We start from the raw sequence: 19,421 nt of genomic DNA, 5'->3' as shown, positions 1-19,421 counted from the left end.
GCTATGGGCGAAGCTCGTGGCAAGCGTACGTTCAGCTAAGATTGTAGAGGACAGCCATGCAATACCAAAACAGCGGAAAGTCAGATGAAAGCATTTTAGTGTGCAACGCCGGCAGCGGCTCTCTTGAGATGCAACTTTGGGAAGATGGTCAACTCAAAGACAGCACAACAACGGAAGGAGAGCAGCACAAGCTACTAGATGATTTTACAGCGTTTCTTACTCATTCCACCCCCTGTGATTACATTTTGCATCGCGTGGTTCATATGGGAGACGTTGAACAAAACCCGCTTAGGGTAAATGATGAAATCCTCGCGTTAATTAAACACTGGCAACCCCTGGCCCCTCTGCATAACGGCATTGCTCTGGCGTTAATTGAAAAGGGAAAAGCCCGGTGGCCTGATGCTCAGCAATTCGTATTTTCCGATTCAGCACTTTACAGCGATCTGCCTGAACACGCCCGCCACTATCCCCTGCCTGGAAAATTATCCTCAGGCTGGCCTATCAAAAAGTATGGCTTTCACGGTTTGGCGCACCAATCACAATGGCGTTTGCTCCAGGAGCAAAAACAATATTCGCGGGTGATCACTATTCAGTTGGGCGGCGGAAGTTCCCTTACCGCATGGCAAGACGGCAAGGTTTTGGATACCACAATGGGCTTTACCCCAACCGATGGCGTTCCCATGACAACCCGTAGCGGAGGTGTAGACCCCAATATTGTATTGCACTTAATTGAACGTGAACATTATTCCGTTGCGCAACTAAATAAGCTTTTTAATCACGAGGCAGGCCTGCTGGGGTTAAGTGGCGTGTCTGGAGATTATCGCGATTTAAAGATAAGTGAAGAGCCTGCTGCCAAATTTGCTATCGCTGTTTTTTCCTATCGGCTGACACAGGCGATAGGCTCGCTCATGGCGGTTATGGGTGGCGTTGATGCTATTGGATTCGGCGGAGGACTTGCGGAAAATCAGCCAGCGCTTCGTGAAGCCTGTTTGCAGCCAATAGCTGGATTAGGCGTTGTAGTCTCAAGCGAAAATAATGATGCCGAAAACGAATTGTGCGCCATTCATAGCGAAAACTCGTCAACTGACATTTGGATTTCCCCAAACCAGGAGTGCAACGAAATGCATAGCCAGTTTAAAACTTATAAGGAAAAGGTTTTACTATGAATGTCTCTCAAAATAAGCAGGTTCAGCGTAGCTTTGATGACTGGGCGAAGGGTTACGGCGTTATAACCCATAAGGCAGAGACTGTCAGTGCGGTTAATGATTATATAGAGACTTTAGTTCAAGCCAGCTCCGATCAAGGCCGGACCAACGCTATAGATGCTTTAGCCTTATTGAAAGCTGCAGATCATGTGTGTAGCGCTAGTATGTGGCTTATTGCGCATATGACCTACGCCAACAAAGTAAAGCTAGATGGCGAACCCTTAACCTCAAACGAATTTAAACAAAAAGCGCAGGGGCACACCGGCGGCTCGCTAAACATGGCGCCCGCATATACAGGCTATATGCTGGCAAATGCGCTTTCAGGCAAAACCCGCTCATGGCTGATGGGACAGGGACACTGTGTGGCTGCCATCGAAGCGGTGAATGCCATTACGGGGAATCAATACGATGAGAAAGCGCAGCTGTACTCACCTGATGAAGAAGGGTTAAGCCAGCTTTGTTATGATTTTTATCGCTACGAACTGGGTTCAGATGGCAAGCAAGTATCCCGCGTGGGCAGCCATGTCAATGTTCACACTGCAGGAGGCATAGTTGAAGGCGGCTACCTGGGTTTCACCGAGCTCCAGTACGTTCATATGCCGTTACCCGGACAAGAACTTGTCACTTTTATGAGTGATGGTGCCTTTGAAGAACAACGAGGAAGCGATTGGGCGTCGCATTGGTGGCGAGCATGGGATACCGGTTTAGTCATGCCGATTATGATTGCCAACGGCCGCAGAATTGACCAACGCAGCCTAATGGAACAAAAAGGCGGTGCTGAATCTTTTAAACAGCATCTCGCTTTAAAAGGCTTTGATCCTTTCATCATTGACGGCAGCGATCCTGCTGCCTTCGCCCTTGCCATTTTAACCATGGTTAAAAATCTAAAGCAGCGTAGCGAAGACGTAAAAAAAGGCGGTAGCGCGTATCCCGTGAGAATTCCTTATGCCATTGCAGAGGTAGCCAAAGGGTACGGTATGCCAGCGGCCGGGGAAAACGCTGCGCATAGCTTACCTTTAGGTAGCAGTTTGCGGGATGACAGCGATGCCAGAGCAGCTTTTCATCAGGCTACGCGCAAATTACACGTTGCGCCTGACATGTTATTTAAAAGTGTAAAGACCTTAACCAATCATGAGCAGAATGGTCGGGTATGGGAAAAAGATCACGAATTACGCTGCTTCCAGCGCCGGTCTCTTACCTTTCCGGCAACGGAACGAGAGAATTCCGACAATTCCGCCTCTTGTATGACTGCGATAGATAAATGGTTTGCCGCATTGCTGGGAGCGAATAAGGAGGTACGCTTTCGTGTCGGTAATCCTGACGAGATCACCAGCAACCGAATGGCAAAAACGTTAGCGCATTTAAAACATCGGGTCATCAATCCTGAAAATGAAGAAACCGAATCATTGCATGGGGGAATTATTACCGCGTTAAACGAAGAGGCTGTGGTATCCGCTGCACTGGCTAACAAACAGGGTGTAGGGCTGGTGGTAAGCTATGAAGCCTTTGCGATGAAAATGCTGGGAGCAATGCGTCAGGAATTAATTTTTGCCCGTAATCTTAAGCTGAATAACCGCCCGCCTAACTGGATTAGCGTACCGATTATTGCAACCTCTCATACCTGGGAAAATGGCAAGAACGAGCAATCCCACCAAGACCCCGGCTTTGCCGAAAAATGGATGACGGAAATGGCGGATGTCGCCCCCGTATATTTTCCTGTTGATGCGAATACAGCAGTCGCCACTTTACAAAACGTTTATCAGACTTATGGCCGCATCGCGGCGGTGGTTGTCGCAAAAAAAGCGCTCCCCGTGGTAACCACTGCCGCAGAAGCAGAAGAAGCCGTAAAAAATGGCTGCTTTATCGCCACAGAAGGCAAAAATGCAGATATTCAATTGCTGGCAATCGGAGGCTATCAGCTGCAAGCCTGTATTGAGGCAGCACAAAAGCTGCGTGAGCAATCGGTTTCCTGTTCTGTTATTGCTTTATTAGAGCCGGGGAAGTTCCGCAAGCCACGAGACGAAGCAGAAGCGGAATACTGCCATACTGATGACGCGTTGGATCTGCTGATTTCCCCCTCAAACTTACGTATCATTGTTTCACATACAGGCGCAGATGTAGTGACAGGAGTATTAAGGCGATTAGACTTAGGCCCGAAACGTACCACCTTTTTAGGATATAGAAATCAGGGAGGAACATTGGATAGACAAGGCATGCAGTCTGTTAATCATCAAGCACCAGAACACATTGTTCAAACTGCTAAAAGCATGCTCTTCAATAACCAAAATGATATCGGTTAAGGTGGCCTGATAGTAAACAGGTTCTCAGGGAGAGCTCGGGAATATTTATTAATAATAAGAGCAGATTTCTTAGCCGAACTGCTGGAGCAAGGATGCTCCAGCTGAGTCCCCTGGCCAGCTAACCAAAGCTTCGGATTACACGTCTAAGAGTAAAGATTTCCCTACGCCTCTTTCTGAGTTTACACAAAAATCGCTTTTTTTATTTTGCTGGGAAAGGCAACATAGCGAGGTGGGATAAAACCACGTTTATCCATACCAAAGTAAATAACGTACAAGCTATTTAAAAAGTATCAGGAGTGCTGTATAAACTCGCCATGAAAATTCCTCCGCGTTTACAACCCTTAGTCGAAGACGGACTAATTGATAATGTGCTTTACCAGCTTATGAGTGGCAAAGAAGCCACTGTGTTTGTGGTAGAAAGCCAAGGCGAGATCCGTTGCGCCAAAGTCTATAAAGAAGCGATGAAACGCAGCTTTAAAAAAGCAGTGCAATATCAGGAAGGCCGTAAGGTTAAAAACAGTCGTCGTGCCAGAGCCATGGAAAAAGGTTCCAGCTTTGGCCGCAAACAACAAGAAGATGCCTGGCAAAATGCCGAGGTAGATGCGCTTTTCACTCTTTCCAAAGCCGGCGTTAGAGTGCCGCAGCCGTTTGGCTGCTACGATGGTGTGCTGCTTATGGAGCTGGTCACTATTGAAAATGGTGAAGTGGCACCACGGTTGAGCGAAGTTTCTATGTCCAGAGAACAGGCTCTGGAAGATCATGCTCAAGTCATGTTGTACGTCATGCTAATGCTATGTGCTGGAGTTGTGCATGGTGATTTGTCTGAATTCAACGTATTGGTAGATGATTACGGCCCCGTAATTATTGATTTGCCGCAGGCAGTCAATGCCGCGGCCAATAACAACGCGTTTCGCATGTTGCAACGGGATGTGCGCAACATGACAGACTACTATGCCGAATTTGCCCCTGAATTAAAGCACACTCACTACGCGGAAGAAATGTGGGCGCTGTTTGAAGCCGGTGAACTCACGCCTGATTCTATCCTCACGGGTCATTTTGAATTTGACGAGAGCGAGGCAGACGTAGACAACGTTCTAGAAGAAATTAAAGCCGCCTTTGCAGAAGAAGAGGAACGTTTAGAGCGGATACGCAATGCTTATAGTGATGACTAACTACCCTTTTCGTTAGCAACAATATATACATTTTTAAGTCAACAGAAATGTACCCAGGTGTTTCGACAACTATGGGTACATATAAAAATCTGCGCTGCTAAAAATCCTTCCAAATTACATGAACGATATTGATAACAGCGCGTTTATTAGAATCCCTTCCCGTTATTCATTTATTCTTCAATTGCCATCCATCCCCTAATAACGAGGCGATATTCGAGCCAGGGTAATGCTAATCCGCCTTGATGTGTGCTCACTCAGCGCGAGAATTTTTCAACTTTTTGACAAGCCAAATTCGAAGGTTTGGTGGGGCTAAATCGAACGCAATTGGCGCAGCTCAAAAACTGAATAAGCCGCGCCCGAAGGGAGTCAACATGCCTGTACTGCCTTTCGGACGATAAATTATTGTACAGGGAATGTCGCTTAATCATGCTCTTACCAGATGTTCGAGCCCGTCCGCCTTTCAAAAGCAATGAACTTTTGCTGCTGATATTGACTAAATAGAGATAGATATAAAAACTGAAAGCTTTCGACGCAGACGGTGGATTGCTTTTCCAGCACCCTGTGCGCCGCAGAAAGTTGGAGGAACGTTACCGATTCGCAAGATTCTTCGCGCAGACTATTCCAATCGGGCTTCAACAGGTTTAAGGACATTAAACAGTCATGCTATACGTTCTACGGTTATTAGTCACTGCAATCTCGCTCGCTGTCGCCTGCCCCACTTTTGCACAGCTTGGTTTGCCCACCAACACAACGCCATCAGAAGAATCTGCTGCGGAGGCAGAAAGTGCGGTGAAGGATCCTCTGGAGCGAAGCACACCACGAGGAGCGTTTACCGGCTATATCAGTGCAATTGCAGACGAAGATTACATTAAAGCTGCTGAATATCTTGATCTTTCGAACCTGCCTCCAAATCAACGGGCGACTACCGGCGCGGCCCTGGCTCAAGCTTTAAGAATAATGCTTGATGCAGGCGGCAGTGTGGAGCCTACGGCAGTAATGAGTGACGAAATAACTGGAAAGGGAGAAGATGGCTTAGCGCCCACCATGGAGCAAATAGGCACCATTTCCCATGCGGGAAAGACATTGCCACTACTACTTGAGCAAACACAGGCAGAGCCGTTTGTAATCTGGCGTATTTCCTCTCAGACTCTCAACCTTCTACCGAAGAAAATTGAGGACATTGAGCTTACCATAAATCATTTATTACCCTCAGTGCTGGTAGAGCGTAACTGGAACGGCGTCCCCATTGGCCACTGGATAGCAATGGTTCTACTTGCTTTAAGCGCTTATCTTATTAGTCGGTTAGCGACTTCTTCTTTACTGTTTCTTGCCCGAAAAATCATCAGTCGCAAATACCCGAGTTATCCGGCAGGCTTGGTTAAAGCATTCTCTGCCCCTACCCGGCTCTATGGCGCAGTTCTTCTGTTTGTTGCCGCCGCTGAGAAGCTAGAAATTTCTATTGTTGTACGTCAGTATTTCAGCGAACTCGTGGTAATCATGGCGTCTTTGGCATTACTACTGCTGATCTGGCAGCTTGTAGACGTGGTAGCAGGCGTGGCCGAGAAAAAAATGGTAAGTCGTGCGAGGTTTGGCGCACTTTCAGCGGTGTTGTTTTTTCGCCGCAGCGTTAAATTCATTTTGGTGGCTATTGCCATCATCGCCACTCTCGACATGGCGGGGTTTGATGTAACGACCGGTTTGGCTGCATTAGGAATTGGGGGTTTAGCGGTGGCGTTGGGAGCGCAAAAAACGGTTGAGAATCTGGTGGGAAGTTTAACATTAATTTTTGATCAGCCCGTACGTGTTGGGGATTTTTGCAAGGTCGGCGACACAGTGGGTACGGTGGAACAGATAGGCATGCGATCCACCCGCATCCGCACCCTTGACCGTACCTTGGTAGTCATTCCCAACGGCGATTTTTCTGCCCAGAAAATAGAAAACTACGCTCATCGGGATAAGTTTCTGTTACGCGCCGTGCTAGGATTTCGTTACGAAACCACCCCTGATCAACTGCAGTATCTTTTACGGGAAATTAGAAATATTTTTCGTGAAAATCCGCGGGTTGACCCAGACCCGGCAAGGGTGCGTTTTATCGGTTATGGAAGCAGTTCTTTAAACGTTGAACTGTTTGCTTATATCCTCGCGAACGATTACAACGAGTTTCTTGAGCTTCAGGAACGCATCAATCTTAATATTGCTGATGCGGTCAATGCCAGCGGTACAGGGTTTGCGTTTCCTTCTCAGACCCTCTATATGGCTAAAGACACCGGTTTATCGGAAGATAAATCTCGAGCGGCTGAAGAGCAAGTAAAGCAATGGCGTGAGCAAGGAGAGTTATAAGTCCAGCTTCATTGCCGTAAATTAGAGAAAACCTAACGGAAGCAAGACTTTTCTGCGCAATGTATTAAATTTGGGTTCATTTGGTCGCAGTATCATCAGATAAAAAAATATGAATTAATTCTTTCCATATCTTGCACTATTTTCTCTCATATGAACTATAGTTAAAGAGCTGTAAAACAGTTGTTAATTTTTAATTTTTGGAGGACACATGGGTACTCAATCTGATCAACAAAAGAAAAACCAGGATAAAGAGCAGCAGCAAGATTATTCTCGTCAGAGACAAGACCAGCAGAAAAAGCCTGGGAATCCTGAAAGATAATCTTCACTAATAATGGTAGGGTAAAGGGACGTGTTGTACCTACTTTCTTCACCATAGAAAACCCGCTATTACACGTCTTCTAGAGCAAAAAATGTTTTCTGCGTTGCAACCAAAAATTAAACCACAATATGCTTTTACATATTCCGTATACTTCCAGTTCATGCGCTGGATTTAGTTAAGGTTATCTTTACTTTGTTGCAGAAAAAAAGCGAGAAGCCCTGCATATATTGCCGCTGCCGCAGGGCTACCGTTAACGTTTTAGCAGTTGTTTAACGTTCCTGTTCATCTTCTTTTTCCATTCTTTCTCGAAGGTCGCCGTCGACGCCGCGACCTTCTTGCATGGGACTAAATAACGCCCCCGTAGTGTCCGCTACGTTTTCGCCTTTATGACTTTCCTTTTGCGCAAGCGAAGCGGTCATTTTGTTTGTCATTTGTGGAAACAGGTGATGAGATAGATTAGATGCTTTTGCCTTTCCTCCAACAGGCATCTTCACTTCTGGATCGGTACAGGCTTTTACAATTTCGTCTACCACTAATTTAGCATCGTCTGGTTTTGTCATTCGTGGAGCGTGGCCAGAATAATTGGCGGCATGAGTCCACCAAGGTGTATCCACTGCCCAAGGCATAATAGTGGCAACATCAATACAGTCTTCATAACCAGCGAGGCGCAACTCTTCGCTTATCGAACTGCTAATGCTAAGTACCGCCGATTTCGTCGCCGCGTAGGTATTTTGCAGCGCTACAGGTACTTCGCTATCCACCGAGCCGACGTTAATCAAGATTCCCTTTTTACGCTTAATAAAATGCTTTAGCGCAACGTGTGAACCGTACAGCAGCCCTTTAAGGTTAACGTCTACCAGGCGCTCGTGAACGTCTAGAGGGATGTCCCAGAAATACCCTAAAGCACCGACACCTACATTGTTAATCCATACGTCAATGTGGTTGTAATGATAAATGGCTTCTCGTTCAAGTTTGCTAATGTCTTCCCGTTCGCTTACATCAGCAGTCACGGCTATAGCATTACCCTGGTTCTGCTTAATTTCTTCGACAAGTTCATCGAGCAATTCGGAGCGCCGAGCAGCAACAACTACATTGGCCCCGAGTTTAGCCAGTTCTATAGCGGCCCCTCTGCCAATGCCACTGGAAGCGCCAACAATAACTATCGTCTTATTTTTTACATCTTCTTTATCGGACATAATGACTCCTTTTTAATGTTCATAGCGTGCGTGGAACCTTCTATTGCGTACGCAATTCAGGAAATGCTTCAGCTTTTATACTGGTTAAGAACCTCTTTGGTTAATTGTTGATTTACCGACGGATACTCAAATAGTTGCTTTTTGTTCTTTCTCTCCAGCACATCATCAATTGAAAACTGATTTGCCGCTTCCAAGCCGTCGAGTTCATTCCAGTTAAGGGGTACGGCAACAGGCGCTCCGGCGCGTGCTCGTACGCTGTAGTCCATGACCGCAGTAGACGCGTAATCGTTACGTAAATAATCAAGGAAGATTTTGCCGCCGCGTTTAGCTTTAGACATATTAATGGTATAGGCGTCAGGGGTATCGCTTACCATTGCCTTAGCAAAATTGCGGCAAAACGTTTTGGCCGTTTCCCAGTCGAGCCTTCGCTGAACAGGAACCGTCACATGCAGGCCTTTACCGCCAGTGCATTTTAAAAATGAAACCAATCCGAGCTCTTCTAACCTGCGTTTTATGTCAAGGGTGGCAAGCTTTATAGCCTCAAAAGGCACATCTTCACCTGGGTCAAGATCAAAAATCAGTCTGTCTGGCTTCTCACTGTTATCAACCCGCACGTTCCAGGGGTGGAGTTCAATCACCCCCAACTGCACGAATTCAATTAAGCCGCTAATTGAATTGATGTACATGTAATCGTGAGATGAATCTTTATGGGCAATTTCAATGCTGTGAATGTTGTCCGACATCCCACTGCCTTTATTGCGTTGAAAAAAGCATTTTTCACTAATGCCTTTTGGACATCGCAGCGTGCTGATGGGTCTTTTTGCGACCACAGGAATAATGTAGTCTTTCATTTCGCTGTAGAAGCGGGCCAGCTGCTCTTTGGTGACTTCAGCTTCAGGAAATATTTTGCGATCCGGATGGGAAATAGGAATGTTTTCAACGCGTGGATTTGTACTTCTTTTTGATGTTTTTGTTTTCGCTTTCATTGGCGCGCTACCTTGGCTCTTTTCTACTGGCGCGGGAGTTTCTTTTTGAATTTTTTCCGGGGTTTTATCTGCCCGCCTTCCCTGATAGGAGGCGTGTCGTACTTTTCCTGTGCTTGTCCACGCAGCGAATTTCACTTCACAAAGTAGCTCGGGCTCAACCCACACCGTATCTTTAGTGTCAGAATCTATTGAATCCGGAAAAGGAAGTTGCTTTCTTTTAATAGCGGATAATTCTGCGTAGAGCTTCTTCGCTTCATCTCTGGAGAATCCTGTGCCGACTTTACCGGCGTAGCACAGCACATCGTTCTTGTAATATCCCAGGTGAAGTGATCCCACAGCAAGCCGCTCTGCAGTCGAAGGAATGAGCCCGCAAATTATAAATTCCTGCCGGTTCTCACATTTCGTCTTCAGCCAATATCTTGACCGGCTGGTGGTATAAGGGGAGGAATTGCGTTTAGAAATAATACCTTCTAAACCAAGCTCGCACGCCTTTTCAATTACGTCTTTGCCCTCACCCGAAATGGTTTGGCTAATAAACAAAGGATCTGACGGGATTTGCTCAAAAAGCTTTTCCAGCGCCTGACGTCTTTCTGCAAACGGTTGTTTGGCGTAATCATCGCCATTCCAGTTAAGCAGGTCGAAGAAAAAAGCCTGCATAGGCGCAGATTCATCTCCCAGTGCGTTTTGCAAAGACTTAAAGTCAGTAATACCATTGCTATCGACAACTACCGCTTCCCCATCAACGACGAAATCTCCCACTTCTAGTTTTTCAAATGCATCTCGTAAGCGTGGGAATTTGTCTGTCCAGTTGTGGCCGTTGCGGGTGTTAATTCTTACGCGACCATTACAAAAATAAACCAGAATTCGATAACCATCATACTTAACCTCATGAAGCCAGTCGGCGCCTTTGGGCGGTTTATCGACTAGCGTAGCCAACTGCACAGCAGAATACGCTTCTGTCAGCGAGGCGAGGCTCGCAGTACTTCCGGATTTCTTTTTAGTTATTCCGTTGGCGATGTCGTCAAACTTGAGACCACTTATTACGCTATAGTCAGTTTTTTCAAGAAAATCTTCCTGTTCATCATCAACGCTTTTGTCGTCGCTTTTTTTCATCAGAAGCCAGTTTTCTTTTCCTTTACCGGCTCCTTTCATCCGGGCCAGGGTCCACTCGCCGGCCAGTTTATCGCCGGAAAGCCGAAAATGAATCTTGCCTTTCTTTATCGCGTCATCGGTGTTTTCTTCGAGTGATTCCCAAGTGCCCGCGTCCCAAACCATCACCGGGCCGGCGCCGTATTGATTTTTCGGTATCACGCCTTCAAATGTACGATAGGAAATAGGATGATCTTCGGTACGCACCGCTAAGCGCTTGTGGTTTGGGTTGAAGCTTGGCCCTTTAGGCACAGCCCAGCTCCACATCACGCCGTTCCATTCAAGGCGAAAATCATAATGAAGGCGAGTGGCAGCGTGCTTTTGCACAACAAAAGATAACGCCTCTGATGCCTCAGCCGATATTTCCCCTTGCGGCTCGGAAGTATTTTCAAAATTTCGTTTTTCGTTATACTTTTTAAGCGCGTCTGAGGGCATAAGAGCTAGCTCGCTTTAGATTTTGTCGTTTTCGTGGTCTTCTTCGCTTTTTCTTTGTTGCTCTGCTCAAGGCTTTTTTTCAAAGCATCGACAATGTTCACGACATTTTTGGCAGTAGATCTCTTGCCCTTCGTGGTGGCTTTATGGCCTTCTAGTTTTGCTTCAATAATTTCCATCAGGCCGGTTTGGTAATGATCTTTGAAGGCTTTCGGATCGAATGGCTTTGTCTTTTGCTCTATTAAACTCTCAGCCAGGCTTAGTTGCTCTTTCCCTACATCGGCTTTTGCCGGTATATCTTCGAAATACTTTTCGGCTTCCCGCACTTCGTAAGCGTAGCGCAGGGTATCCATAATAAGCCCATTTCCACAGGGCCGAAGAGAGACAATTCTTTCTTTACCGCTCAATACCACCTGCCCTATTGCCGCCTTTTTTGCCTTTTTTAAGGCTTCGCGAACGGTAAGAAATGCCTCTTGGGCTATTTCTCCCTGGGGAACCACGTAGTAAGATTTTTCAAAATAGATGGGATCAACATCGTTGATGTCGGTAAACTGTACCAGATCAATGGTATGTTTACTTTCAAGTTTAAGGTTATTCAGATCGTCATCGTCAATGGGAACATGGCTGCCCTTCTCATATTCATAGCCTCGAATAATGTCTTCTTTGGGCACTTCATTGCCGCTTTCATCGACTTTCTGGTAATGGATGCGATCGCCGCTTTCTTTATCGTACTGATGTAAAGACAGCTTTTTAGTCGCCGTTATCGCAGCATGCAACCTGACTTCAAACGAAACCAATGAGAGACGAATATGCCCCTTCCAATATGCTCGTAGTGCCATATCTTCACTTCTTTTTCATTGTATAGAAAATGGTATTCCTACTGCGATACCTTAGGATTTAATTTAAACGCGGTAATCGCCGTGAAGGTTCATCACGTTCAAGCAGATAAAAGTGGGCTTCATCTCCAATATGCTCTAAAACTTATCCGCCTTGATGTGTGCTCACTCAGCGCGAGTAGATAAAAGCTGATAGCCATTACGGTTCTTGCGCAGGCCGCGAACGCCGCTTATCAAGGCTAGTGAGAACCCAGGGCAACGCATGATTGAGCAAAAAACCATCAACCGTAAAAATATTCGCGACCTGCCCTTGAGTAAAAATCCTTTCGCTTTTGGACACAAAAATAATACCCCGGCGAAGCGGGGTATTATACTTTCACTGTTTATAGAACTGTTGGACCATTATAGCTGGCCCATTAATGATAATGCTTGCAGCACTCAACAATGGATTTGGCGGTTGCCTCGTCCTGACATTTATCGGCAATATCACCGACTGACACAATACCCACCAGCCGTTTGTCGTTCTCATTATCAAGTACAATGAGGCGCTGAACATGATTTTCTTTCATGTTGTTGAGAACGGTATTAGTGTCGTCATCCCGAAAGCAATAAAGAACAGGATCGTTTACTATTTTTGAAATTTCATCGTCTGTACTCACACCATTGGCTAGCGCTTTGGTAACAAGGTCCCGGTCGGTAACCGCGCCAATGAGTTTGTCTCCATCGTAAACGGGCATAAGGCCGGCGCCTTGCTTGGCCATCATTTGTGCTACATCACGTACACTCGCCTTTGATGAGGCTACTTCAGTATTTTCAGACATCACTTCACGTATTTGCATGGTGCTCCTCCGGTTTGATGATTCGAAAAATATCTGAATACATCACCTATTTCAGATAGTGTATATTTCAGATAGTGTAACTGTAAGCAAGACGCTTACCAGCGCCGCTATGGGTAGATTTTTTGGGCGTCACTTTCGGCAACTATTACCGGTATGCTTAATGTAGGGCGCTACGCTTTCGAAAATAAAGCCGTGAATTCATCGTATTAAAACCCCGAGGGCGTAAATTCGGATTAACAACAGAAATGGGGGAGAAAATAGTCGATGGAAGTCACTGCCTGCTAAACGTATCACCACCTGTAAATATTTTGCAGCAAAAATGTAGATTTCTCTTGTTTGGCGGCGGTGAGAAAAGGGTGTGCCAGAACCTGATTAGCGAAAAAATAGAGGGAGATTTAAAAAAAGAGGCTGGTGTCTCCACCAGCCTCTTTAGTCGTTAACGGGTATTAAGGCTGTCGTTGCCAGTACCGTAGATTACCCAATGTCTTTAAAAATTCTGACGAATCAGCCTGAGCCAAATCCACGAACCCTGCGTCCATTTTTGCTGATAGATTAACTTCATCAAAAATCGTCATTGCGCTGGCGGTGTAGCCGACGAATTTTTTATGAGCAAAGGCATCCATCACGAAATCTTTCGCTTCTGGCACCATGGCGAGCTTTTTGGCTCCCGCATCACTCACCAGTATTGCCACTGCATCATAGAGCACAGATGGACCGCCATCGATTACCTGATCACCCTTTATATAGTTTCCTTTATCGGTGGTTACCCCATTCACAGTCGGCGCGATAACTTCGAACATGGCACCTTCAGCTTTAAGTGCCGTTGTTAACTCTTTAAATATTGATTCATCGATCCCGTCTGAGCATAAAATCCCAAGCTTCCTGCCTTTGAAACTCATTGGGCTGTTCTTCAGAATACTTAACGGATCTGAGACTTTTAAATTAGTACGCGGGGTCATGGCGGCTTCCGCCTTATCAGGCATCGCCTGGAAGCCAAGCCCTTTGGCCACAGCATTCGCTAACTCATCACTGATATTCAGCAAATGTGAGACCACTCGCTCTCTGATATGAAGGTGCTCAACTTTGGAAAGTTCAAACGTAAGCGCATTTTGGATATGCTTCTTCTCAATTTCTGTTTGGCTTTCGTAAAATTGAATAGCCTGGCTGTAGTGATCAGCAAATGTCTCTGAACGGTAGCGCAACTTATCGCCGCTCATTGGCTCACTTGAGCTCTTAAACCCATGTTGTGGACAAGCTCGAGGATTTGCTTCTTTGGTAACCCATGAATTAGGTTCGTAATTAACCCGCCCTTTAGGATTATGCATTGCCATATGCCCGTCTTGCTGAAAATGCCTCATCGGACATTTGGGCGCATTAATTGGAATATGGGTAAAGTTTGGACTTCCCAGGCGCTTTAGCTGCGTGTCGAGATAGGAGAAGTTACGCCCTTGCAGCAATGGATCTGGCGTGAAATCAATACCAGGTACTATGTTTTGCGTACAAAACGCCACCTGTTCGGTTTCTGAAAAAAAGTTATCCACCACACGGTCCAGCACCATCTTACCAATAATGGTGACTGGCACATCTTCTTCGGGAATAATTTTAGTGGCATCAAACACATCAAATTCGAAATTGTCGGCAAACTCTTGATCGAAAACTTGTACGCCAAGTTCCCACTCAGGGAAATCTCCCGCATTTATGGAATCCCACAGGTCGCGGCGGTGGAAGTCTGGGTCTGCGCCGTTAATTTTTAACGCTTCGTTCCACAGCACAGACTGCATTCCCATTTTGGGTTTCCAATGGAATTTAATAAATTTCTCTTCGCCGGCTTTATTTACGAACTTAAATGTATGTACGCCGAAACCTTCCATAAAACGGAATGAACGCGGAATGGCTCGGTCAGACATGATCCACATAATCATGTGCATAGATTCAGGCGACAGACTGACAAAATCCCAGAAGTTATCATGAGCGGTCTGAGCTTGCGGGAATGCGCGATCAGGCTCTGGCTTTGCAGCATGAATTAAGTCGGGAAATTTAATCGCATCCTGAATGAAAAAGACGGGAATGTTATTTCCTACTAAATCCCAGTTTCCTTCCTGGGTATAAAACTTAACCGCAAACCCGCGTACATCCCGGGCTAAATCGAAAGAGCCTTTGTTACCCGCCACGGTAGAAAATCGGACAAAAACCGGCGTTTTCTCACCTTTACGCTGGAAGATATCTGCGCAGGTCAGGTCAGACAAATCTTCGTAAGTTTCAAAATAGCCGTGGGCTCCATAGCCACGCGCATGAACCACCCGCTCAGGGATGCGCTCATGATCGAAATGAAATATTTTCTCACGAAAGACCTGGTCTTCCATCAAGGCTGGTCCTCTGGGTCCAGCCGAGAGAGTATTTTGATCGTCACTTACCGGACAACCCTGCGCGGTTGTCATTACCTCGTTTTCATTTGAAGGAAGTTGATGTAACTCACCTCCCTTGCCTTTTTTGCCTGTGTATTTAAACGATTCAGCCATTTGCCGTTCCTTTATTCTTAATTTATTGAAGGAGCTACCTTGCTGCGTTGCAAGTACATCTATGCTGATACAGCGGGAGAGGAAGGAAGGTTTATCGCTTTTTTCGATGGTATGAAGGCGTAAAACCGATTAGGGAAAGGTAATGCTCTACAGGAGCTCGTGGTATTGGGTTGAGCAAAACCCGCGCTGTTCAAAAAATAATTTTTAGATCTGCCTGTATAAGCGAAATCCTGGCGAAAATAAACCTTCGTTCCATCAGGCTTATCCCGCTTCCGGCAACAAACGCAACCTCCATAAAGCCAGCAAGGCGAGATGGTGAATATTCTTCACAGCTGATGGTTTTTCACTCACTCATGCGGTTGCCCGGATAAAGCCAGGCGCTAGGCCAAATTAGGAGGATTTTCTAAAGCGGCCTTTAACTGGCGAATGTCTAAGGGCTTTGAATATAAATAACCTTGTACTACCTGACACCCATTCGCTTGCAAAAACTCGCTTTGCTCAGAGGTTTCCACCCCTTCGGCAATAACTGTTTTTTCCAGCTTTTGTGACATCGCCAATATGGCTTTAGTAATTTCGTTACTGGTGGGCTGAATCGGAATACCGGCAATAAAACTGCGATCGATCTTAATTTCGTCAATCGGTAATTGTTGCAACTGACTAAGTGACGTATAACCTGTTCCAAAGTCGTCAATTGAAAATTTCACTCCAAGCGTTTTCCAACGCTCTAACAGCGCTTTAGTTGCCGCTACATTTTGCACCATAGCTGTTTCGGTTAGCTCAATAACAATCTCTGGCGTCTGGGGAATCATCGCCTCTTCAATTTTTTTCTCAAGCACGGCAACGCAGCTGCGGTTACCGATAATGGCATAGGAAAAGTTAAAGGAAATCGTGGATAGGTGGGTTCTAAATATCTCGAACTTCTTAAGCTCAGCAAAGGCTTTAGCAAACACAATTTCGGTTATTTGCCCAATTAACCCTTCTTCTTCCGCTATTTCAATAAATTGAATAGGAGAAATAACGCCTAACGTTGGATGGTACCACCGGACCAGTACCTCTGCACCATGCCAGTGGTTGGTGGAAAAATCCCACTGTGGCTGATACACCACGGAAAATTCTTTTTTATCAATTGCACGAATTAACTCTTCGACCATGGTAAGACGATCAAAAAGATTAACGCGATAGCTTTCCTGATATTCTGTAAACGCCGTATGAGGATGGCTTTTGGCGTAGTTAAGGGCAATATCAAGACAGCGAATAATACCTTTACAATCCTTTGCATTTTCAGGATAAGTGGCAAGTGCAATATGTGCTTTAATTGGTCGTGGAGAGATTGCAGTGCAAATATCCTCCGCTTGTTTGGCAATAAGCGCAGCATCGTGAAGGTAAGAGCTGTCGCCTCGCTCTGTCAGCGCACCGATAATTCCAAATTCATCCGCACTGATCCTGGCGATATAATATCGGGCGCTAATCTCCCGCTGCAAACCTGCTGCCAGGTTTAGAAGCAGTAAATCCCCCTTCTCATGACCATGCTCATTATTGAAGTCACTAAACTTTTCGAGATCAACAGACAGAACATAAAACTGTTTTTTGTTCCTTTGAGCTTCGCGACAACGTGCGTCAATTTCTCTTTTAAACGCTATGCGATTAGGAAGGAGCGTCAGGGTATCAACCAACGCTACTTTCTCTATATTTCTCACCATGCGCTTTAGCAATAGAAACAGGAAAAGCGTGGTTGCCAGTATGAAACATCCGCCTTTTATGGTTTGCGCTTCAGTTAACGCATTAATGTTAGTAAAAAACAAGCTGGCGACATGATCAGAAAGCAGGATCCACAGAAAAGCAAAAAGCAGGTACCACCCGATCAACCGGTAAATTTCACTTGAGAAAGATTTGCCCATTTACATACTCTCTGTTTACAGCTAAATTTTATGCAGTGAAGAAACGAAAAACTGATTAATACCAGGGAAGATTACATACGGCAAAACACTATCTGCCACATCCCTGTACGAAATATTTAGTTTAGCACACGGAGTCAGCCCCTGCGTGAACCTGAACGCTTACTATTGGCATTCACGGGGATTGTCTTTGCTGTTCATTACTACAATACTCACCTGGTCGACAATGCTTTTAATTCAGCCGACATAGTCTGCTCCACAATCAAAACAGGCTTATGTTTTAAATCCCAAGACAACAAGCCAAGGTTTCGTCAAAATTAAATATCTGCTGGCCGTGCTGTATTAGAACGGTTATATCTACCCTATTTCCGCAACTTTATGAACCAATTACTTTCAAGCCCGTAGGGTAAATAAGAAGCATTACTATCCTGCTTCGACGTTTAACCCGCTTCATTCTGCTCGTCAGCAATGTTGGCTTATTTTCGAGATCGGGAATTCATTAAAAGAGGAATTGATTATGGCTAAAGATCATGGCAATCAGATAAAGAATGATGAAACCTATGAGGAGCTTCGGGATAAGGGGTATAGCAAAGAAAAATCAGCCAGAATTGCCAATGCACAAGCTAATCCTCATCAACATCCTTCAAAAAAAGGCGGTAAAAGCGAGAAGTACGAAGACCGGACGAAGGAAGAGCTTTATCAAAAGGCGAAGGAAGTAGGTATTGAGGGACGCTCAAAAATGTCTAAAGAGGAACTGATCGATGCTTTGCGCAATCATTAAACAAGCTTAGTAAATTTACTAGCTATCACAAGTTGGCTACACGATGCGCGTTAATATCTTTGAAATGAAGACCCTATAGAAAAAGCGGTGTAAACATGCAAGACGCAGAAAATAATCGAGCGCCGCTTAACCTCTACTTTATACTTGATGGGGTTTCGGCTTTTTGCTTAAAAGCAAAATTGTCTATTAAAGAATTCAATGTGGTTACAGACGAAGATTACTGTGAAGTGCTGTTATATGAGAACAAAACCCTGCAATGCAGGCAGTTGCAAGCAAAAAAGCTGAGTTTTGAACTCTCCTACGAAAATGTATCCCGACATTATATTCTGGAAAAATGCCATTCCCAATGGCATATTCAGGAACTGATGGCATAGTTACACGCGCCTGTTAGTCAGTGGAGACGTTTTGCCGCAACAGCGCCCTGCCACCAAAGATGGTATCATCGGTCGGATTATCTGCCAGTTATCTACTGTCGCTCGCTATTGTGTCAGAAGTAGCGTAAAATTTCCGTGCTTGTAGTCCGTTCAATCGTGGTATCTAACATATAAAGAGAGCAGTCTTGCAACATCTTCTTTCAGAAATAGATAAAGTCCCGAATAAACCTAAAACGCTCAATAGCGACATAACAGAAGCGCTGTGTGCGTTTTGCAAGCAACGCGCTTACCTTATCAAAGAGGTGGAGAAAATTTCCTGTGCTGGTGAAATTACCGCAAAACTTCATGATGGCGCCAGCGCTCATTGCTATATTGACAATACGGGTGTCGTTACCATTGACGTCATAAAAGCGCTGACGGAGACATCGTTTTCAATGATCAAGAAAAACGGACTCTGGCGAGTCAAAGAATAAGTCGCTACAGCGACTTACTTATTGCGCAATTATTTCGTACTCAATAGGCTTGTAGCTAAAGTTATTCGATTCACCAGCAGAGCAAGCCGTTAGCCCCACAATCATATCCATTTTTGCACGAAATACTGTGTAGTCTCCCGCTTTACTGACAGGGGGAAGAACGGAAATTTTTCCTTCCCTGTCGATATCTACCTTCATAAATGTATTAAACGTTGTTCCGATGAGGTGCTTGGGAATACCGTATTGCTCAAACGCTGCTGCGAGATTGCCAAAACATCCAGGGACAGGCGCTTCATTGGGATAAAAGTGCTTAAAGGTATCTACGCTGCAGGGGGTAAGCGTAAAGTCATGAACGCCGACCGTGTCTTCAACGATCTCAAACATAACATTGCTGTTATTAGAGTATAGTTTCGCTCCCTTTCCAAACTCCACGCTTTCGTTGTAGTCCAGAGATCTGCCAGATGAAAGGAACTCTGTATGGTCGTTTTCATTAAAGGCATATAAATCCGCTACCTGTTCCCCTTCAGGATCGACAACTTTAAGACACTCACCTTGTTTCATTTTAAATGCGGTTCCACTTCGTGGTGGTATGGTATTTGTCATTT

Annotated in this window: 14 protein-coding genes; 7 read left to right on the top strand and 7 right to left on the bottom strand. The window is 45.3% G+C overall.

What is annotated here, in order from left to right; genetic code table 11:
* Positions 1-56: 56 nt before the first annotated feature.
* The 4 genes from CA267_RS13280 to CA267_RS13265 all read left to right on the top strand — a co-directional run bounded on the left by CA267_RS13280 (position 57) and on the right by CA267_RS13265 (position 7,017).
* Entirely contained in the window at positions 57-1,166 is a 1,110-nt protein-coding gene (locus tag CA267_RS13280; protein ID WP_075610764.1) for an acetate/propionate family kinase, read from the top strand.
* Positions 1,163-3,505 (top strand): phosphoketolase family protein, encoded by a 2,343-nt coding sequence (locus tag CA267_RS13275; RefSeq protein WP_075610765.1) that lies wholly within the window; start codon positions 1,163-1,165, stop codon positions 3,503-3,505. Before CA267_RS13280 ends, CA267_RS13275 begins: the two co-directional genes overlap by 4 nt.
* Before the next feature lie 314 nt (positions 3,506-3,819).
* Positions 3,820-4,677 (top strand): PA4780 family RIO1-like protein kinase, encoded by an 858-nt coding sequence (locus tag CA267_RS13270; RefSeq protein ID WP_075610766.1) that lies wholly within the window; start codon positions 3,820-3,822, stop codon positions 4,675-4,677.
* Positions 4,678-5,337: 660 nt separating this feature from the next.
* Positions 5,338-7,017: a mechanosensitive ion channel family protein gene (locus tag CA267_RS13265; protein WP_083638610.1), complete on the top strand. Its 1,680-nt coding sequence runs from the start codon at positions 5,338-5,340 to the stop codon at positions 7,015-7,017.
* Positions 7,018-7,605: 588 nt separating this feature from the next.
* On the opposite strand, the gene CA267_RS13260 is transcribed toward CA267_RS13265, so the two are convergent.
* The 6 genes from CA267_RS13260 to CA267_RS13235 form a co-directional block, all read right to left on the bottom strand.
* Positions 7,606-8,532 carry an SDR family NAD(P)-dependent oxidoreductase gene (locus tag CA267_RS13260; RefSeq protein WP_075610767.1) on the bottom strand — a complete coding sequence of 309 codons (927 nt, stop codon included), beginning with the start codon at positions 8,530-8,532 and terminating at the stop codon, positions 7,606-7,608.
* A gap of 68 nt (positions 8,533-8,600) precedes the next feature.
* Positions 8,601-11,102, bottom strand: a complete 2,502-nt coding sequence (ligD, locus tag CA267_RS13255) for a DNA ligase D (protein WP_075610768.1) — start codon at positions 11,100-11,102, stop codon at positions 8,601-8,603.
* 5 nt (positions 11,103-11,107) lie between these two features.
* Positions 11,108-11,938 (bottom strand): non-homologous end joining protein Ku, encoded by an 831-nt coding sequence (ku, locus tag CA267_RS13250; RefSeq protein ID WP_075610769.1) that lies wholly within the window; start codon positions 11,936-11,938, stop codon positions 11,108-11,110.
* 413 nt (positions 11,939-12,351) lie between these two features.
* Complete coding sequence (locus CA267_RS13245; protein WP_075610770.1) at positions 12,352-12,774, bottom strand: CBS domain-containing protein; 423 nt, start codon at positions 12,772-12,774, stop codon at positions 12,352-12,354.
* A gap of 446 nt (positions 12,775-13,220) precedes the next feature.
* Positions 13,221-15,293 (bottom strand): catalase, encoded by a 2,073-nt coding sequence (locus CA267_RS13240; protein WP_075610771.1) that lies wholly within the window; start codon positions 15,291-15,293, stop codon positions 13,221-13,223.
* A gap of 380 nt (positions 15,294-15,673) precedes the next feature.
* Positions 15,674-17,191, bottom strand: a complete 1,518-nt coding sequence (locus CA267_RS13235; RefSeq protein ID WP_075610772.1) for a putative bifunctional diguanylate cyclase/phosphodiesterase — start codon at positions 17,189-17,191, stop codon at positions 15,674-15,676.
* 514 nt (positions 17,192-17,705) lie between these two features.
* On the opposite strand from CA267_RS13235, the gene CA267_RS13230 reads away from it, so the two are divergent.
* The 3 genes from CA267_RS13230 to CA267_RS13220 all read left to right on the top strand — a co-directional run bounded on the left by CA267_RS13230 (position 17,706) and on the right by CA267_RS13220 (position 18,816).
* The gene (locus CA267_RS13230) at positions 17,706-17,969 is read left to right on the top strand and encodes a DUF7218 family protein (RefSeq protein WP_075610773.1); all 264 of its coding nucleotides are present in this window, start codon (positions 17,706-17,708) and stop codon (positions 17,967-17,969) included.
* A gap of 95 nt (positions 17,970-18,064) precedes the next feature.
* Positions 18,065-18,343 carry a hypothetical protein gene (locus tag CA267_RS13225; RefSeq protein ID WP_075610774.1) on the top strand — a complete coding sequence of 93 codons (279 nt, stop codon included), beginning with the start codon at positions 18,065-18,067 and terminating at the stop codon, positions 18,341-18,343.
* A gap of 185 nt (positions 18,344-18,528) precedes the next feature.
* Positions 18,529-18,816: a hypothetical protein gene (locus CA267_RS13220; protein WP_075610775.1), complete on the top strand. Its 288-nt coding sequence runs from the start codon at positions 18,529-18,531 to the stop codon at positions 18,814-18,816.
* An 18-nt stretch (positions 18,817-18,834) separates the two neighbouring features.
* Here CA267_RS13220 and CA267_RS13215 read toward each other — a convergent pair whose 3' ends face one another.
* Positions 18,835-19,419 (bottom strand): DUF1989 domain-containing protein, encoded by a 585-nt coding sequence (locus tag CA267_RS13215; RefSeq protein WP_075610776.1) that lies wholly within the window; start codon positions 19,417-19,419, stop codon positions 18,835-18,837.
* Positions 19,420-19,421: the final 2 nt, after the last annotated feature.

The organism is Alteromonas pelagimontana, from assembly GCF_002499975.2.
GTDB classification, from domain to species: Bacteria; Pseudomonadota; Gammaproteobacteria; order Enterobacterales; family Alteromonadaceae; genus Alteromonas; species Alteromonas pelagimontana.
Note: the sequence above shows the minus strand (reverse complement) of the source record. Positions and strands in the feature narration are given on the sequence as shown.

Bases quoted from the DNA above. Each gene is read 5' to 3' on its own strand.
- CA267_RS13230 (WP_075610773.1), top strand. From the start codon at position 17,706: ATGGCTAAAGATCATGGCAATCAGATAAAGAATGATGAAACCTATGAG.
- CA267_RS13270 (WP_075610766.1), top strand. From the start codon at position 3,820: ATGAAAATTCCTCCGCGTTTACAACCCTTAGTCGAAGACGGACTAATT.
- CA267_RS13225 (WP_075610774.1), top strand. From the start codon at position 18,065: ATGCAAGACGCAGAAAATAATCGAGCGCCGCTTAACCTCTACTTTATA.
- ku (WP_075610769.1), bottom strand. From the start codon at position 11,938: ATGGCACTACGAGCATATTGGAAGGGGCATATTCGTCTCTCATTGGTT.
- CA267_RS13265 (WP_083638610.1), top strand. From the start codon at position 5,338: ATGCTATACGTTCTACGGTTATTAGTCACTGCAATCTCGCTCGCTGTC.
- CA267_RS13260 (WP_075610767.1), bottom strand. From the start codon at position 8,532: ATGTCCGATAAAGAAGATGTAAAAAATAAGACGATAGTTATTGTTGGC.
- CA267_RS13275 (WP_075610765.1), top strand. From the start codon at position 1,163: ATGAATGTCTCTCAAAATAAGCAGGTTCAGCGTAGCTTTGATGACTGG.
- CA267_RS13240 (WP_075610771.1), bottom strand. From the start codon at position 15,293: ATGGCTGAATCGTTTAAATACACAGGCAAAAAAGGCAAGGGAGGTGAG.
- CA267_RS13245 (WP_075610770.1), bottom strand. From the start codon at position 12,774: ATGCAAATACGTGAAGTGATGTCTGAAAATACTGAAGTAGCCTCATCA.
- CA267_RS13280 (WP_075610764.1), top strand. From the start codon at position 57: ATGCAATACCAAAACAGCGGAAAGTCAGATGAAAGCATTTTAGTGTGC.
- ligD (WP_075610768.1), bottom strand. From the start codon at position 11,102: ATGCCCTCAGACGCGCTTAAAAAGTATAACGAAAAACGAAATTTTGAA.
- CA267_RS13215 (WP_075610776.1), bottom strand. From the start codon at position 19,419: ATGACAAATACCATACCACCACGAAGTGGAACCGCATTTAAAATGAAA.
- CA267_RS13235 (WP_075610772.1), bottom strand. From the start codon at position 17,191: ATGGGCAAATCTTTCTCAAGTGAAATTTACCGGTTGATCGGGTGGTAC.